The 17,100-nt window shown below is 63.8% G+C and carries 16 protein-coding genes; 14 read left to right on the forward strand and 2 right to left on the reverse strand.

Features of this window, described 5'->3' with window-relative positions; translation table 11 throughout:
* Nucleotides 1–113: 113 nt before the first annotated feature.
* Nucleotides 114–1,121 (reverse strand): integron integrase, encoded by a 1,008-nt coding sequence (locus CSC68_RS06860; protein ID WP_162202779.1) that lies wholly within the window; start codon nucleotides 1,119–1,121, stop codon nucleotides 114–116.
* A 592-nt stretch (nucleotides 1,122–1,713) separates the two neighbouring features.
* On the opposite strand from CSC68_RS06860, the gene CSC68_RS06865 reads away from it, so the two are divergent.
* The 10 genes from CSC68_RS06865 to CSC68_RS06910 all read left to right on the forward strand — a co-directional run bounded on the left by CSC68_RS06865 (nucleotide 1,714) and on the right by CSC68_RS06910 (nucleotide 9,249).
* Nucleotides 1,714–2,007, forward strand: coding sequence for a hypothetical protein (locus CSC68_RS06865; RefSeq protein ID WP_162202780.1), 294 nt, complete (start codon nucleotides 1,714–1,716; stop codon nucleotides 2,005–2,007).
* A gap of 99 nt (nucleotides 2,008–2,106) precedes the next feature.
* On the forward strand, nucleotides 2,107–2,880 hold the full coding sequence (locus CSC68_RS06870; RefSeq protein ID WP_162202781.1) for a hypothetical protein: 774 nt from the start codon (nucleotides 2,107–2,109) through the stop codon (nucleotides 2,878–2,880).
* A 118-nt stretch (nucleotides 2,881–2,998) separates the two neighbouring features.
* The gene (locus CSC68_RS06875; protein WP_162202782.1) at nucleotides 2,999–3,571 is read left to right on the forward strand and encodes a dihydrofolate reductase family protein; all 573 of its coding nucleotides are present in this window, start codon (nucleotides 2,999–3,001) and stop codon (nucleotides 3,569–3,571) included.
* A gap of 140 nt (nucleotides 3,572–3,711) precedes the next feature.
* The gene (locus CSC68_RS06880) at nucleotides 3,712–4,410 is read left to right on the forward strand and encodes a hypothetical protein (RefSeq protein WP_211365701.1); all 699 of its coding nucleotides are present in this window, start codon (nucleotides 3,712–3,714) and stop codon (nucleotides 4,408–4,410) included.
* A gap of 166 nt (nucleotides 4,411–4,576) precedes the next feature.
* Nucleotides 4,577–5,020, forward strand: coding sequence for a hypothetical protein (locus CSC68_RS06885; protein ID WP_162202784.1), 444 nt, complete (start codon nucleotides 4,577–4,579; stop codon nucleotides 5,018–5,020).
* A 67-nt stretch (nucleotides 5,021–5,087) separates the two neighbouring features.
* Nucleotides 5,088–5,900, forward strand: coding sequence for a hypothetical protein (locus tag CSC68_RS06890; RefSeq protein WP_162202785.1), 813 nt, complete (start codon nucleotides 5,088–5,090; stop codon nucleotides 5,898–5,900).
* Between the two features lie 129 nt (nucleotides 5,901–6,029).
* On the forward strand, nucleotides 6,030–6,848 hold the full coding sequence (locus CSC68_RS06895; protein WP_162202786.1) for a hypothetical protein: 819 nt from the start codon (nucleotides 6,030–6,032) through the stop codon (nucleotides 6,846–6,848).
* Between the two features lie 76 nt (nucleotides 6,849–6,924).
* A complete protein-coding gene (locus tag CSC68_RS06900; RefSeq protein WP_162202787.1) occupies nucleotides 6,925–7,467 on the forward strand; it encodes an NYN domain-containing protein in 543 nt (180 codons plus the stop codon).
* A 464-nt stretch (nucleotides 7,468–7,931) separates the two neighbouring features.
* A complete protein-coding gene (locus CSC68_RS06905; RefSeq protein WP_162202788.1) occupies nucleotides 7,932–8,276 on the forward strand; it encodes a hypothetical protein in 345 nt (114 codons plus the stop codon).
* Nucleotides 8,277–8,928: 652 nt separating this feature from the next.
* Nucleotides 8,929–9,249, forward strand: a complete 321-nt coding sequence (locus CSC68_RS06910) for a DUF2004 domain-containing protein (protein ID WP_246193472.1) — start codon at nucleotides 8,929–8,931, stop codon at nucleotides 9,247–9,249.
* A 345-nt stretch (nucleotides 9,250–9,594) separates the two neighbouring features.
* Here CSC68_RS06910 and CSC68_RS06915 read toward each other — a convergent pair whose 3' ends face one another.
* Nucleotides 9,595–11,526, reverse strand: coding sequence for an FUSC family protein (locus CSC68_RS06915; RefSeq protein ID WP_162202790.1), 1,932 nt, complete (start codon nucleotides 11,524–11,526; stop codon nucleotides 9,595–9,597).
* 60 nt (nucleotides 11,527–11,586) lie between these two features.
* On the opposite strand from CSC68_RS06915, the gene CSC68_RS06920 reads away from it, so the two are divergent.
* The 4 genes from CSC68_RS06920 (at nucleotide 11,587) to CSC68_RS06935 (ending at nucleotide 17,093) form a co-directional block, all read left to right on the forward strand.
* On the forward strand, nucleotides 11,587–11,979 hold the full coding sequence (locus CSC68_RS06920) for an MAPEG family protein (protein WP_162202791.1): 393 nt from the start codon (nucleotides 11,587–11,589) through the stop codon (nucleotides 11,977–11,979).
* A 62-nt stretch (nucleotides 11,980–12,041) separates the two neighbouring features.
* On the forward strand, nucleotides 12,042–13,259 hold the full coding sequence (locus tag CSC68_RS06925; RefSeq protein WP_246193473.1) for a COG3904 family protein: 1,218 nt from the start codon (nucleotides 12,042–12,044) through the stop codon (nucleotides 13,257–13,259).
* Nucleotides 13,260–13,483: 224 nt separating this feature from the next.
* A complete protein-coding gene (locus CSC68_RS06930; RefSeq protein WP_162202792.1) occupies nucleotides 13,484–15,331 on the forward strand; it encodes a DEAD/DEAH box helicase in 1,848 nt (615 codons plus the stop codon).
* A 148-nt stretch (nucleotides 15,332–15,479) separates the two neighbouring features.
* Entirely contained in the window at nucleotides 15,480–17,093 is a 1,614-nt protein-coding gene (locus CSC68_RS06935) for a GGDEF domain-containing protein (protein ID WP_162202793.1), read from the forward strand.
* Nucleotides 17,094–17,100 lie beyond the last annotated feature (7 nt).

The raw sequence follows: 17,100 nt of genomic DNA on the forward strand, positions 1-17,100 counted from the left end.
CGGTCGGCGCCCACTGATCTCCGTTGGGGCCCAGCCAGAGCCCGGCCAGTGGCACCGCGATGGTCCTGCGCCGGGTCCGCCAGGTGCCACGGGCGGGGCCCGGGCGGCGACCCTCAGTGGTCCAGCGGGCTCAGCACCCCGAGCGCACCGCGGTTGAGTACGTGCGTGTAGATCTGGGTGGTAGCCACATCCTTGTGGCCCAGGAGCTCCTGCACGGTGCGGATGTCAGCCCCCGCCTCGAGCAGATGGGTGGCAAAACAGTGGCGCAGCGTGTGCGGCGTCACCGGCTTGTCGAAGCCTGCCTCCTGCGCTGCCCGGCGCACCGCCGACTGCAGCACCTTCTCGTCGATATGGTGGCGCCGGCGCACCCCGTCCCGCGGGTCGACCGAAATGCGCGTGGCAGGGAACACGTACTGCCAGCCCGGCTCCGCCGCCGCGTTCGGATACTTGCGTGCGAGCGCGTGCGGCAGGTGTACCCGGCCCAGGCCACAGGCAAGGTCGCGCGCATGCAGCAGGCGCACCTCCGCAAGCTGGCGCATCAGCCCCTCGCGCAGCGCTCCCGGAAGCACGGTCATCCGGTCCTTGCCGCCCTTGCCGTCGCGGATGGTCAGTTCATTACGCTCCAGGTCCACATCCTTGACCCGCAGCCGCGTGCACTCCATCAGCCGCAACCCGCTGCCGTAGAGCAGCCCGGCCATCAACGCCTCCCGCCCGGACAGGCGCTCCAGCAGCCGCACCACCTGCGCGCGCGACAGCACCACCGGCAGTCGCCGCGGCCGCTTGGCACGGACCACGTTCTCCATCCACGGCAGCTCGATGCCCAGCACCTCCCGATAGAGGAAGAGCAGGGCGGCCAGCGCCTGGTTCTGGGTGCTGGCCGCCACGTTGTCCCGCGTGGCCAGCCCTGTGAGGAACGCCTCCACCGCCGCCCCGTCCAGCTCCGCCGGATGCCGCGGCAGCCACGCCCGAACATACCGCCGGATCCAGTACAGATATGCCTGCTCCGTGCGCAGGCTGTAGTGCTTCAGGCGCAGACGCCCGCGCACCTGGTCCAGAAGCCGCGGCCCACCGGGCGGCGTTACGCACCCTGTTATCGCGGCATCCTCGCCGTCATAAGACATATCGGAGCCTCCTTGCCGTCTTTCACCGGAAGCCTGCCGGGCCGGCAGCGTCGCGACAATCAGTCAACCCCGCGATGCCAGTAGGGTTTTCCCCTGATTGACGCCACAGCAGCCGCTCTGCAGACTCGCGCTACGCCCCTTGTCGGGGTCTACTGGTAGTTAGGTGTGCAAGGGGAATTCGGGATGAACTGGGAGCTATCTCTCTCCGCAATGGCGCTTCTAGCGGCCAGCCTAGCTGCCCTCTATGCCCGCTGGAGTGCGAGGGAAGCCAAGAGGTCTAATGACATCGGACGCCTCAACGCGCTTCTGGCGCTTCGGACTCATTACCTTGCATTGATGAGACACCAAGAGCACCTCGCAAAGGTTCTGAGCAACTCCCCAGCCGGACTTCAGGCAGTGCACGAAACGTACGCCGACTTAGACACAAAACTGCGGGAGGTTAGTCGTGAGATCGACAAGCAGCATGCTGGTATCGTCGGCTAGCACACCTAACAATTCATTCAAGCCGACGCCGCTTCGCGGCGCGGCCTAATTCAGGCGTTAGCCATCAGGGGAGAGATCAGTGGTAGACACATATTTCGGAACAGTGCTCATGGCCACTATCCTCGGATTGCTTGGTGGTGTTCTCGCCCATAGCCGCTGGCTACTCAACTTGGGAAAGACTGCCGCAGCTGTAGGCAAGCCACCCTCAAATAGCAAAAAAGCCAAGCAGCTCCGGATCGCTCTCATGTTCTTAGCTATCGGCCTCGGTGGGGCGGCCGGCTTTGTAGTCGGTTTGCTTGGTCACGACCAAAGGCTGCCCTTATTCGCAGTAATGGCACTAGCACTTCTGTCGGGCTTGAGCATTGCATTCTTCGTCCGCTGGCTTAAAGGGTTCGGGCCCTGATGGCTAACAATTCATTCAAGCCGAACCCGCTTCGCGGGTCGGCTTAATTCAGGTGTTAGGCCGCAGGGGAAAGAGTATGACCACCCGAGGGAGAAAGCCGTGGCAGTGATAACCGTCGATCAATGTGGCGACCTTCTTGCCACGTTTGTGGGAAATAGCGCTTCGGCCGACAAAGCGAAAGAACTGGCAAAGACCATTGGCTATAACGATTCGCCACTATTTGGCGCACGGAAGAAGCGAGCCACGCTTGTTAGTGAGCTTGTCATGATCCACACGGCGCTAGTGATCTTCTCAGCCAACCAATCCTTCAACCAGACCACGGCGAAAGCGGTTATTGACTCATTCTTAAGTTGCGCCAGAAAGAGTGTATTCACGCATCTTGAGAAAGAGATGCCAAGCTTTCCAGCGTTGTATGAAAATCGAATGAGAGAGTACTTTCCGATATTCCATCAAGACAGAGCGCCTCTTGGACTCTCTTTCGCGCTAATGAAGCATCTAGGGCTTGATCCGCTCAAGAACCTACAGAGCCAACTTACTTTAACTGAACTGATCACATCAAAAACGAAGCAGACAATTGACGTTCTGAAAGGGCTAAACGTCATCGGGCAGCCGACGCCACCTGAGCTCAGCGAGACAGGAAAGAATCAGAACAGCAAGATAGATTCAGAGATAAATGCTTTCATGGGCTCAATGGAACGGTTCATGGCGCAGACAGATGAGTGGCCTGAGGAGATAAAGATAAAAGCACTTACGGTTGTTAGCATGGTGCTTGATGGGAAAGGGAAAGAGGCGAAAGAGATGTTGACCACAATCCCAAGAAAGTACGCTCTGATTGTGCTGAATCATCTTAATCAACTCAGAAGGCAGCCCTAATGACAGTTGTCGGGCTGCGGCCTAACAATTCGTTCAAGCCGACGCCGCTTCGCGGCGCGGCTTAACTCAGGTGTTAGGCGGCACAACTCACATCTGTGCTGGTCCGAAGGAGAGGGAAGTGACGACTCAGTACTACACTGCATCTAGCCTCGACGGCTACATTGCTACCGAAGACGATTCGCTAGAGTGGCTGTTTCCACTGGCTGATCTTGAGCAAACGACCTACTCCAGCTTCATCTCGGAGGTTGGTGCTATTGCAATGGGCTCGTCCACCTACGAATGGCTACTAAGACATGCTGTCAAGCTGGGTACTGTGGATGAGGGCGTCTGGCCCTATTCGCAGCCCACGTGGATTTTCACCACTCGCAAACTTGACGTTCCAGCAGGAGCGGATATCCGATTCGCTCAAGGTGATATCCAGCATGTCCACGCTCAGATGAAGGAGGTGGCCAACACCAAAAATATCTGGGTCATGGGTGGAGGTGAGCTCGCAGGACAATTCTTTGATGCGGGGCTTCTAGATGAACTCATCGTCCAGATAGGTTCTGTCTCTCTTGGCCGCGGTAAGTCGGTTTTCCCACGTAGAGTCTTCAGTCCCACGCTTAGGCTTACTTCTGTGAACCACATTAGTGAGGGCATGGCCGAGTTGCGTTACAGAATCGACAGGGGTTGCCAAGCCGGTCCCGCCTAACAATGCGTTCAAGCCGAACCCGCTTCGTTACGCGCCCCACATGGCAGGAAGAGCTTGCCATGTGGTTCGCTCCACTACGCTGGTCGGCTTAACTTAGTCGTTAGATGCCGTTGGAAACACTTTCGCAGGCTGCAACATGGATGAACGACAACGAGGGCGTGCTCGCCCTTCTGTTGTTCGTTGCCACGCTCTTCCTCGGCTGGGTCAGCGGCATCTTTAGCTCCCTACGTCGAAAGCCGAAGTTCAAGATCCGGGTGCTTGGGGGTCCAACCTTGTGCTGCATCTACGACGCGGGCGGCGAACAAGATGGCCATAAGACTCACCAGGTGGCATTCGCGCTTTACCTTCGCGTTTCGAACACGGGCAGTGCCGCGTCCAGTCTCGAAGCTGTGCACTTGGGCTACCACTGGAACGTCATTCCATTTAGCCGGCCGTGGTGGAAGTACGGCCTCGGCTGGTTCTGGCTTGACAAGCTCGCGGTGGCCCTTGAGGACTTCCAAGTCAGGATCGGCGGCAGCTTAAAGGTGTTCCCGTTTCTGTTCCAGAAAACGCATCTTTCCCAATTGACACAGGACACCTACCTAGAGCCCGGAAAGTCTGTGTTGGGAGTTGTTTACTTTGAGCAAGCCGAAAGTTGGGGCGGCTTTCAGCCGCGCGTGAAAGACGGCTTGGTGTCGGTCAAACTAAGAGTAGAGGATGCCTTTGGCGGCGCCCATTTCGCGAAGGCTACCGTTCCGCTCGTAACCCTTGAAGAAGCACGCGCGTTCAACCCGTCGTTCGGCAAGACGTACTCCAACCTAGCTGGGACCACGCTGCCGTTCGACCAGAGCGGCATCTAACAATTCGTCCAAGCCGACGCCGCTTGGCGGCGCGGCTTAACTCAGGTGTTAGGCCCCACAGAGGATTGTCGCTTGCTTCATTGCCTCTGCGGAAAGTGCACTACTTGCAGATAAGTCAATACGACCTGATTATCCAACCTTACATTCACAGGGGAGACTAAGGACAGTGAGCGGAAAGATTGCTTTGGGGGCTGTGGCAGGACTTCTCATCGGAGCGACCGGCGGCTATCTCACTGCTCAGTCGCAAGCCAAAGCCGAAGTAGAGTCAGCACAGAACTATCAAGTCGAGCTTGCAAGCAAGAACAACGCGCTCCAAATGGAGAACTTGTCGTTACAGCGAAGGTCTGAAGCGCTGGGAAGCAGCACGTATGATCGACAGAAAATTATATCTTGCATGTTCGAATCAACCACTCGCAGTAATGCGATTAGGGTTTACCTAGATGGCGGCATTATGGGAAAAATACAAGAATCTTACTTTCAGCCGCTGATTCCTGTAGCACTAAAATCTGCGGGCAAAAGCCATAGAACTCGCTGGTCTGATTTGAGTGAAGAGGCTCTTAAACTAGATCAAGAATGCCTTGATCAAGCCATGATTAGACACACTAAATAATGTGGCCTAACAATTCATTCAAGCCGACGCCGCTTCGCGGCGCGGCTTAACTCAGGCGTTAGGCGGCATGACGGACTTACTACGAGTTGATGACTTCAGATGCCACGACCAGCATTTGGTTCATGTGCTGCCGGGGCGTGAGCGCGAAGCCACCTGCTTTGCACGCCAACTCCTAAATCAAGGGGTGCCTGCGGGGCTCTTCATTCGAGGAGAGGATGTTACGGACTGGGGGTTTCTTGAAGATGCGACCGGAGTTGAGCATTTCGAGTTCGTAGACTTCTCGAAAACTCTCTCTTGCACAAAGCTATTGCCAATCAGCCACGCTAAGTATCTCCGCATAGTCGGCCGGAAGCTCTCTATAGATTTCACGATCTTCACATCGTTACGGACGATTTGCTATCAATGGCACCCCGAATCTTCAGGACTCGAGTCCTTGGATGCGCTGAAAAGTGCGTATCTTTATGAAATTGGCAGCGCCAAGAACGCTAGCCCATTCCCATTGCCGCCAAGCGTTGAGACGCTGCAGTTAGTGAGGTATTTCGCCGAGTCTATTGACTTTATTCACGATATGAATCACTTGGTTGACCTGGAAATAATACACGCGCGAAACCTGCGGGCGTTACCCCCACTGCGGTCCCTTAAACAGTTAGAGCTCAAGAACGTCGGTAGGGACAAGTTCGCATACGACTCAATTCCGGAAAGCGTGGAAGCAATTATCATTGAGGCGTGCGCCCCAGTTCATGACTGGGATTTTGTTCGGAAAATTAGCGGTCTAAAGCGATTGGTCGTTTTCAAGACAAAGTGTGCTGCACCATCTTCCGCTGCCAAGAGTGCATTGAGCCTTGTGCCCCTCCGCGACTTGCCAGGTGGAGTAACCTGATGCCGGTGCCGCCTAACAATGCGTTCAAGCCGAAGCCGCTTCGTTCCGCAAAGCACATGGCAGGTAAAGCTTGCCATGTGCTTTGCGGAACTGCGCGTCTCGGCTTAACTTAGGTGTTAGAGGTCACTTATGGCGATCACCAGCGTGCGACTAGAGGGAACCGAGCGCCTCGAGGTCACGATTCGGAACGAGCTTCCAGTCGCCCTCACGGACCTAACCTTGTCGCTTCTCGCGGTGGGCCACCAATTCGAAACCTTTGTCGAGTCGGAGCTGCCAAGTGACGTGCCGGTCGCGAGCGAACTTCTCGTTAAGGAAGTTCGAACCGGCTCCATCGTGTTTGAGCTAGTCGCACAGTCGTTGCCGGTGATTCCTTTGCTCTGGCAAGGCGGCCCGCTTTTGGAGTGGGCGAATTACGCCAAAGACACTGTCATGTGGTTATTGGGCAAGCTGGACAAGCCGCCCAGGAACGTCACAAAGAACGACCTCAAGCAGTGGCATTCGATCCTGGAGCCCGTGGCCAAGGATCATGGCTCGCAGCTCAACTTTACCGTCTCAGATGGCGGCACAGTCATTAATCACTTCTTCGTTAACTCGCTGGAAGCGAACGCCGCGCAAAGCCGCATCACAAGGGAAATCGGCGCTCTGGAGGAACCAAATAACGCCATCTACAAGAAGCGTGTTATGACTTGGTACCAAGCGAAGTTTGACAATTCTTCGCAAACCGGGAACAAGGCGGTCATAGAGAGCATCAGCCCTCGCCCTCTCCGCGTCGTGTTCGACAACAATGCAGTCAAGAACGAAATGTTCGAACAGGGCGTAGAGTTCTCAAAGCCTTGGCATCAACTCGCCTACATCGTGGATGTCCAAGTACAAACGATCAGTGGTCAGCCGCGGGTCGCGACTATTTTGGGGTTTTACCCAGAAGAGACGTTTGACCCCTCGGAGTGACCTCTAACAATTCGTCCAAGCCGACGCCGCTTCGCGGCGCGGCTTAACTCAGGTGTTAGCACTCAAGGGGAAGATCATGGCGGACTATGTTTATGTAGACAATTCCAACCTCTACATCGAGGGTCGGAGGGTCAGTGCAGTCACTCAAGGACTTGCCGACAACATCTTTGAGGCAATGAACGAAGGTATTCTGGATCATGGATACACCATTAGTTTCGGAAAGCTACATGAGTTCCTTTGCGGGACGGACAAGCGGACCATAAAGAGAGCTGCGCTGTTCGGCTCTCGCCCGCCCCCGAATGATGGGATATGGACTTTCGCGCAAAAAGCCGGATTCGAACTTCACTTGGAAGATCGGAACATCAAGAATAAAGAGAAAAAGATTGATACAGGCATTGCCACGCTACTCACCAAAGATGCGTACAAGTCAGGCGACCCGCATGATGACGTTTTTGTACTGGTCGCCGGCGATGCGGACTATGTCCCCACCATCAATGAGCTAAAGAAAGATGGATATTTCGTAGAGGTCGTTTTCTGGGATCACGCATCAAAAGAGTTGCGAGAGGCTGCGTCTAGATTCGTAGGCCTCAATAAGCATCTTGAGAATTTACGGCTTTGAGTGCTAACAGTTCATTCAAGCCGACGTCGCTTCGCGGCGCGGCTTAATTCAGGCGTTATGCCTTTATGAAAGCAGCGCATTTACATTGGGATGAAACCCACCTGCCAGGCCCAGACCCATCCGAGTGGGATCTACGTCCCGAGATGTTTAGTCACTTGGGCTCTCTGTATCTAAGGTGCACTCAAACGAGTCTACCTGATGCGGCGCAGAGGAAACTCGTGAAGAAATGGTGCGAATTGATCCCAACACTCAATGTGACGTCGCTGACTCTAGCAACGAGGACAAGTCAGCAACTGGTAAACGCTGCTTGTCAGCTATCAAACCTCGAGCATCTTCACATAGGATGGGGCGGCGCCAAATCACTGGAGCCAATAGCAAATTGTCGTAAGCTGACCTCTCTTGGAATAGATAGCACGCCATCTTTAACAGGGCTTGCTGTGCTCCGCACATTGAAGAATCTTAGGGTGCTAAGACTCGAGAACATCAAAGAAGCTCAAGATTTAAGTTTCGTCTCAGACATCGAAGGCCTGACAGAGTTCGGCATCTGCGGCAGCATGTGGACAGACCAAAAGGTGGACAGCCTATGGCCCGTGGCCAAGCTTCAGCAGCTTGAGACACTGCACCTTATGGCGACGCGCGTCCTCTGCGACGGACTTGCACCTATTCACGGCATGCCAAAACTCAAGGTACTCAACGCATCTTTTTATTACTCGGCAGCCGAGTTTGCCGCGCTACGGGCGGCTACTCCATCACTCAGGTCTGGCACTCCCTTCGACTCAGAGGGCATCGAGACGTGGAGCGAGGCCTAACAATGCGTTCAAGCCGAAATTGCATTGCTACGTCAGCCACATGGCAGAAGAAGCTTGCCATGTGGCCGGCTATGCGCTGCAATTCGGCTTAACTTCGGTGTTAGGTCGTCGGTTGCAGCGTGCCGCGATCAAGGTCGTCGGAACTGGCGTGAAGTAAGAAGCAGACGAGTAGTGAGGTTGAAGTGAGTGTTGATTTTGAGAAGGTTGACGAGAGGCGGGATATGGGGCCGTTTGATCCATCGCCTTCGGGTCACCTGGTCTACCCTTCCGTTGAGCATTGCAGGCGGGGCATCGGCGCCACATACAAGGATCGATTCTGGTCGAGAACGGCCACAAGGCGAGCACTGCACGACTGGTTGGGGAAGACATGGGATCGAGTCTTTGCCATCCTGTTCGTTCTCCTGATTCTGGGAAGCGGCATCCGGGGGCTTTGAACTCGCCGTCTTGTCCGCTCGACGAAGGTCGTTGTAGTGTCCGATCTGGATTGGGCTAGCAGCACGCGCTGCGTGACGTGGAGCGGCCTAACGACGCTGCTTCGTTACGCGAGCTCAAGCGGCAGGTAAAGCTTGCCAGCCGGCCCGCTCAACTGCGCAGCGCGGCTCAAATCGGGTGTTATGCCGCTCTGGTCGCTTATCCAGGCCAAGGGGAAATGATGTCGGTCGTCAAGGAGAGGGAAAAGCTGGCGCTGGATGCCATCAGGCAGGCCTTCGGCACGGAGGCTGGCGAAGACGGGATCGGCTTGTTTATCGAGCATCATCTGGCCGAGTTGCCGGAGAGTTACTGGCAGGAGCATCTGGGGACCAGTACTCCCGATCCCTCGTCGGTCATCACGCTTCTGGAGCTTCGCTCATCCTGGGGCGAGGGTGAGGTCGAGTATTTCGACTTCACGCTGCCCGGCGAGGTGACGGATTACGTCGTTTCGGTCCATTTCGATGAATCCGGCAGCATTGACGGTATCTCCATGGAGAGCTGACCGGGCTTGCCGTGGCGAGGCCGGCTCCTGCGGCCTGCCGCTTCCTCCGGATTTCATCGGGCTCGCCCGGTTGCGCGGGCCGGTCGTTGGCGTCGGGCGCCGTGCCGGGAGGAAGGACTGCCATGGCTGCGCGGCATCAGGCGTGCACGTCGCTGAGGTCGCCGCGTTCGATCAGCGGTCAGACCTTCGTGGGTCCTGACGGGGGCTTGAAGATGCATGGCGAACCGTCCGCCGTGTGGGCACTGACTGGCTCCCTTGGGGGGGTACGGCCTCCGATGCTGGGCATGGGGCGCGGGATGAGCGGTGCGCTGCCAGCCGTGCCCGGACGGTTCCGCCCAGGCCTGCTCAGGAAGCCTGCAGCTTCTGCCGCAGGAACCGGTGCAGGTCGACCAGGTCGCCTGCGAACAGTGGCGGCAGTCCATGCGGCAGGCGCGGAGGGGGCTCGCCGTGGCTCCAGGCGCGGGCCAGGCTCGACAGCGCCTCGATCGCGGCATCCGCGCTTCCCTGCGCGTCCGGCTTCGCGAGCGCGGAAGCGTCGGCTGGGCTGGCGTCCTGCGTGGCCTGTCCTGCCGCCTCGGGGGCTGGAGTCCCGTCCTGGACAGGCGCATCCCGCTCCAGGTCCCAACACGCGGCCAGCACGCGGTAGACCAGGCGCTGGCAGGCGGCCACCGCGGGCCAGTGCTCGCTGGCGCTGCGACGTTCCTCCGCCGAGCCATCCAGGGCCTGGTCCAGCGCCTGTTCCAGCAGGAAGCTGCGGTGCTGCAGGTCGCGGCGGTCGATCCGCGCCTGCGGCGTGGTCACCTCTCCGCGCGCCAGGTGCGGGCAGACGCGCTGGATCGCCAGCAGGCACTGGCCGATTTCCGAGGCCACGGTGCGGGCGTTGGCGCGCGGCGGCAGCAGGCGGAAGGCCAGCAGGGCGCAGCCGCAGCCGATCACGGTGTCCACGCCGCGCGCCAGCAGCATGCCGGGGATGTCGTCCACCGGCTGGCCGCCGCTGGCGATGGTCAACGCGGCGCTGGTGATGAACACCACCGCCAATGCGTAGTTGCGGACCACCACCATCTCGATGGTTAACTGCAGCGCCATCACCGTCAGCGCCAGCCAGGGCCCGGTCGGATGCAGCCACAGGATGGCGCCGGCCAGGGCGAGTCCGGCCCAGGTGCCAAGGGTGCGTTCGAGGCTGCGCTGGAGGGTGCGTGGCCAGGTCAGGCCCTGGTGCAGCATCAGCAGGGCGGCGGCCACGGCCCAGTACGCGCGTTGCAGGTCGAGGGCGCCTGCGATCAGGCCGGCGGCGAGGCAGGCCAGGCCGATGCGCAGCAGCTGGCGGCGCTGGTTGGAGCCGGCCGCCAGGCCCTCGCGCAGCAGGGTCCACGAGCGCGGGTAGCCATGGGGCACGGTCCCGGACGGCAGGGGACGCGGACGCCGGATCGCCTCCTGGCGTGTTTCCTCGCCCAGCTGATTGACATGGCAGCGCAGCTCATCGCGGCGCTCAGGCGGCAGGGCAGGGTCGTGGCTGGCCGCGAACGCCAGGTGCAGCTCGCGGTTGATCGCGCGCAGCCGGGCCAGCTCGCCGTTCGGGCGCGCCGGGATCGGCTGGAAGCCGACCAGCATCTGCCAGCTGTCGTACAGGGCCTGGGCCGCGCGCCGGCGGGCGCGTGGATGCTCGCGGGCGTCGGCGGAAACCGCCGCGGCCACGGCGCGCGAGGCGGGGAGCACGGCACGCCGTTCCGGCTGGCGCGGATGCAGCAGGATCCCGACGGTATGCAGCAGCCAGGCGCCCATGCCGCCGCCCAGCACCAGCAGGCCGGCCTGCCAGGGCGGCAGGTGGGCGACCGGGATCGCGGTGCTGGCGGCACAGGCGAGCACGAACAGGTAGGCGCCGGCCGGGCCGATGCGCATGGCGTTGCACAGCCAGGTCGCGAACATCGCCACCAAGGCCAGTGCCGGCAGGATGGCCCAGGCATGCGGCTGCAACCACAGCCCGAACATCACCGCCACGGCGAAGCCCAGCGCGACCGCCGCCAGGGCGATGGCGCGGGCGGCATAGGGGCGGTCGCCGCAATACAGGGCGGTGAAGCCACCGATGGTGGCCATCATGCCGGCCGCGGGATCCCCGGCCAGCCAGCCGGCGAGGACCGGGATGCCCATGGCCAGGGCGGCGCGCAGCGAGAAGGCCAGCCGGCCGGGCGGGGCGGGGCGGACCTGGCGGATCGCGTGGAGCAGCCCGTGCGTGGCCGCGGAAGGTGGCTCCGGAACCGGGGGCAGGGGCGTCGACATGCGCATATCGTAGCCCCGGCGGCGTTGCTAACCTGCGTGCACGCATCACAGGAGGTCGAGATGGGTACCGAGATCCACTACCTGGGCCTGGCCGTCGTGCTTGGCCTGGTGCAGCTGTTGCTGGCGGCCCTGCTGGTGACCCGCCAGCGCGGAATGGAATGGAATACCGGCCCGCGCGACGTCACCCCGGGCCCGGCCACCGGCAAGGCCGGGCGTGCCGACCGCGCCTTCCGCAACTTCCTCGAGACCTTCCCGTTCTTCGCCGCGGCCGTGCTGGCCGTGGTCGCCACCGGGCAGGCCGATGCCTGGACCGCCCTCGGCGTGAAGCTCTATTTCTGGGCGCGGGTGGTCTACGTGCCGCTCTATCTCTACGGGGTGCGCTACGTGCGTTCCTTCGCCTGGGGCGTTTCGATGGCGGGTTTGCTGCTGGTGCTGCTGCCGTTGTTGCGCTGAACGCAACGCTGGTGTTCATGGGCGGTTGTCCGGCGGGCGTACACAGCCTCTAGACTGGGCCCATGCAAGCCAAGAGACCCGCCGTGCCTCCTTCCGTCCTGCGCCGTAGCCTGTGGGTCTTCCTGATGCTGGTCGCAGGCATCGGGGTGCTGGTCGCGTGCCAGCGCCTGGTCGAGGACGAGGGCGAGGTCCAGACCCAGCCGGTGGCATCGCCGGAGGAGGGCGGTGCGGTCAGCAGCGCGCCGATGGCCGAGGAGACGGTGGCCGCCGAGCCGCCCCCGCCGGCCCCGGAGCCGGAACCTGCCGTCGACTGGTCGCCGCGCGAGCTGGCCGCCGGGCAGGCATGGCTCAGCTGCAGCCTGGACTACCGCGAGGGCGACGGCGAACCGCTGCCCTCGCTGGACCGCGAGGTCCTGCGCGAGCGCATGGAGGCCTGCCGCGCGGGCGACGTGGTGCGCGTGCGCTACGTAGGCAAGGTCGCCTCCGACCTCACCGTGCTGGTGCAGCGGGTGACGCTCATGGCCGAGGAGCTTGGCCTCGGCCACCGCGTGCTGGACCTGGACTCCACCGGCGGCCAGGTCGAGGACGCGATCCGCGCTGGCGACTGGATCGGCAACCACCACTGGACCCTGTGGGTGCGCGAGGACTCGGTCTGCCACAGCGCCTGTGTGTTCGTGCTGGCCGGCGGCGACAGCCGGGTGCTGGCCGGGCGGGTGGGCATCCACCGCATCATCCGCCTCAGCTCCACCGCCACCAGCCGCCATGAGCTCAACACCGAGCTGCAGGCGGTCTACGGCACGGTGCGCGCCTACCTGGAGCGCAACGGCGCCTCGCCGCTGCTGGCCGACGTGATGAAGACCGTGCCCAACCGCAGCCTGCGCCTGCTGACCCAGGAGGAGCTGGCGGCCTACGGCCTGGATGGCAACAACGCCGCCCAGGACGACCTCGACCGCGTGCGCCTGCTGGCCAAATGCGGCGACGACTTCATGCAGCGCCGCGACCGCTGGGTGCGCGCGTTCGAGGAGCGCTGCCGCGCCGAGCGCGAGGTGTTCGCGCGCAACGCCTGCGGCCTGGAGCTGCGTCGCGGCCTGGGGTTCCCGGACGACGAGTGCCCGGCGGAGAGCCCGCTGGCCGAGTTCAACGCGGTCGAGCCGACGCTGGGCGCCGCCGCGGATGCGACGGCGGGCGGGGACGACCCTGCAGGCGCCGAGCCCGTGCCCGGGGCCGACGTGGCGGCCAAGGGCAGCCCGGACGTCGACGGGACTGCCGGCGGGGGCTGAGCGCTCCTCCCTGCACCCGGCGGTGCCGGTGTCCGGGGTGAGGCCGGCCCGGTCGCATCCGGGTGCGGCTTCGCGGCGGATAAACGCCTTGCCGGGGCATGATGCACTGAACGGACGGCAGGTCCGCATTCAGCCGCGAGGCGACAAACCTCGCGTTGCAGCGCACAATGGTCAACTTTCATGTACCCCCGCCGCGCCCCCAGGCGCCGCCGCCGGAGTCCCGGATGTCTTCCCCCGACCAAGAAACCCCTGCCGCGCCGAGCTTCGGCGACCTCGGCCTTCCCCAGCCTTTGCTGGCCGCCCTGACCGAGGTCGGCTACGAAACCCCGTCGCCGATCCAGGCCGCGACCATCCCGGCACTGCTGTCCGGTCGCGACGTGCTGGGCACCGCCCAGACCGGCACCGGCAAGACCGCGGCGTTCGCCCTGCCGGTCCTGTCGCACCTGGACCTGAAGCTGGCCCGGCCCCAGGCCCTGGTGCTGGCGCCGACCCGCGAGCTGGCCATCCAGGTCGCCGAGGCGTTCCAGCGCTACGCGGTGCAGATGCCGGGCTTCCAGGTGCTGCCGATCTACGGCGGCCAGGGCTATGGCCCGCAGCTGCACGCGCTGCGTCGCGGCGTGCACGTGGTCGTCGGTACCCCCGGCCGCGTCATCGACCACCTCGAGCGCGGCACCCTCGACCTGTCCGGGCTCAGGAGCCTGGTGCTGGACGAGGCCGACGAGATGCTGCGCATGGGCTTCATCGACGACGTCGAGGCCGTGTTGCAGAAGGTCCCCGAAGAGCGCCAGGTGGCGCTGTTCTCGGCGACCATGCCGCCGCCGATCCGGCGCATCGCCCAGACCTACCTGCGCGATCCGGTCGAGGTGACCATCGCGGCCAGGACGACCACCTCGGCGAACATCCGCCAGCGTTACTGGTTCGTCAGCGGCATGCACAAGCTCGACGCGCTGACCCGGATCCTGGAGGCCGAGCCGTTCGACGCGATGATCGTGTTCGCGCGCACCAAGGCCGCCACCGAGGAGCTGGCCAACAAGCTGCAGGCGCGTGGCGTGGCCGCGGCCGCCATCAACGGCGACATGCAGCAGCAGCAGCGCGAGCGCACCATCCAGCAGCTCAAGGACGGCCGCCTGGACGTGCTGGTGGCCACCGACGTGGCCGCGCGCGGCCTGGACGTGGAGTGCATCAGCCACGTCCTCAACTACGACATCCCGTACGACACCGAGAGCTACGTCCACCGCATCGGCCGCACCGGCCGCGCCGGGCGCAGCGGCGAGGCGATCCTGTTCGTCACCCCGCGCGAGAAGGGCATGCTGCGCGCGATCGAGCGCGCCACCCGGCAGCCGATCGAGGAGATGCGCCTGCCGACCGTGCAGGCGGTCAACGACCGCCGCGTGGCGCGGTTCTTCGAGCGCATCAGCAGTGCCCTGGAGGCCGGTGGCCTGGAGGAATACCGCGAGCTGGTCGACCGCTATGCGACCGAGCACGACGTGGGCGCGGCCGAGATCGCCGCCGCCCTGGCGCGCCTGCTGCAGGGCGACGTGCCGCTGCTGCTGGAGGCCCGCGACGAGCCGGCCCCGCGCGAGCCGCGCCCGGCCCGCGAGCCGCGCGCGTTCGAGGAGCGCGAGCGTGGCCCGCGTCTGCCGCGCGGCCGCGACGACGACTTCGCCCCGCGCGCCCCGCGTGCGCCCAAGCCGCCGCGCGAAGCGCCGCAGCCGGGCATGGAGACCTACCGGGTCGAGGTCGGGCACGTGCACGGGGTCAAGCCGGGCAACATCGTCGGCGCGATCGCCAACGAGGCCGGGCTGGAGGCGCGCTACATCGGGCGCATCGACATCCACGAGGACCATTCGATCCTCGACCTGCCGGCCGGCATGCCGCCGGAGATCATGAACCACCTGCAGAAGGCCTGGGTGGTCGGGCAGCAGCTGCGCATCACCCGCTGGGACGGCAGCCATGCCCCCTCGGCGGACGCGCCGCCGGCGCGCGGGCGTTTCCGCCCGGGCGGGCCGCGTCCCGGTCCGCGGGCGGCCAGGGCGCCGCACCGGAAGGGGCCGCCGCGCCCGCGCGGCTGAGCCTCGCGGCATCGCGCCGGGCACGGCGTGATGCCGCCATCCAGTACGGGCAGCGGGCCCTGCGGCCTCGTATCATTGCCCCGTGAACCCGCAGCGGACACCCCCGAGCCGTCCGCGGCTCCCCCGATGGACCTGGCCCAGGTTCGGAGTGGCGCTGCTTGCCGTCCTGGCAATCGTGGTCGTCGTGGTCGGGTTCACCGGGCGCGCGGCGCGTTGGCCCACCGATGCCTACCTGGTGACCGGCCAGGCCACGACCGAGCCTCCACAGCTCCGCGAATGTCCGGCCGATGCACCGTTGCCCGGGGCCCGGGCCGAGGTGCGTCCGCCGCCGGGCGGCTGGCCCGGCGTGCCGCAGGCCGTGAGCGTGTTCAACGTGTTCGGCGGCGAGGTGCGGCTGGAGTATGCCGGGCGCGTGCTGTGCGGACACATGCATGACGCGCGCACGCGCGATTCGCGTTTCCGTGCCGGGGTCGGCATGGTGATCGTGCCGCAGGCGGGCAGCCAGGAACCGGTGGTGGCCTACTGGTCGCCGCCGCTCAAGCCCGGCTGGATCCCGACCATCCGGGTGGGGGCGCCGAGCGAGGTGCAGCACGTCGATACCCTGCGGCTGGTGGTCCGCACCGCCTGCCTGGCGGTCGCCCTGGTGTTGGCCGCGACCGCGCTGATGGCCTATCCCGGCTCACGCGACTGGACCTTCCTCGGCTACGCGCTGCTGTGCGCGCTGTCGGTGGTCTGGCAGGGCATGCTCAGCGGCCTGGTCGGCTATCCCGAACCCTGGCTGCCGGTGGTCGGGCATGAGCAGCGCTGGTTCGTCGGCCTCTCCTGCGCGGGCCTGGGCGCGATGCTGTGCGGCATGTGGCTGCTGGTGGCCGGCCCCGGGCTCGATGCGCTGGTGCGACGGCGGATGGTGCTGGCCACGTTCGTGAGCTGGCTGGCCGCCACGGTCTTCGCGCTGCTGGCCCCGGAGGCCTGGCTGTCGTCGACCGCGGTGGGTGTCGAGCTGGCCTTCCGCCTGGTCTACCTGGCGATCCTCGGCTGGGCGCTGCAACGGCTCTGGCACCACCAGTACGGCGCGATCCCCGCGCTGGCGGCGATGGCGCCCTTCGCGGCCATTGCCGTGCTCGAACGGGCCGGAAGCCGCCTGTTGCTCGAGTACCGGGTCGAGGCGATCCAGCTGTCGATCACCTGGTTCCTGGCCGTGAGCGCCTACGCCCTCAACCTGCGCCTGGGTCGGCTGCGCCGCCAGCGCGACGAGATGCAGCAGCTGGCCGAGACCGATTCCCTGACCGGGCTGCCGAACCGCCGCGCCGGGTTGCGCCGGCTGGACGAGCTGTTCGCGCGCGCACGGCATCATGGCGCGCCGCTGAGCGTGGCGTTCGTCGACATCGACCACTTCAAGTCGATCAACGACGAGTACGGCCACGAGGCGGGGGATCGCGTGCTCATGGCCGCGGCGGAGGCCCTGCGCGGGGCGGTCCGCGGCCCGGTCGAGGCCGCGCGCATGGGCGGCGAGGAATTCCTGGTGCTGTTGCCCGGGGTAGGCGCGCATGCCGCCGTGCAGCGCATGGAGGCCCTGCGCGGACGCCTGGCCGCGCAGGGCAGCGGGCTGCGGCTGGATGGCCTGGTGCTGACGGCCAGCATCGGCGTGGCCTCGCTCCAGGCCAGCGACGCCGACGCCGCGGCCCTGCTGCGGCGGGCGGACGGGGCCATGTACGTGGCCAAGCGGTCCGGGCGCGACCAGGTGCAGCTGGCGACCTGCTGAACTCCGC

The sequence above is a fragment of the Pseudoxanthomonas suwonensis genome, from assembly GCF_010093235.1.
GTDB classification, from domain to species: Bacteria; Pseudomonadota; Gammaproteobacteria; order Xanthomonadales; family Xanthomonadaceae; genus Pseudoxanthomonas; species Pseudoxanthomonas suwonensis.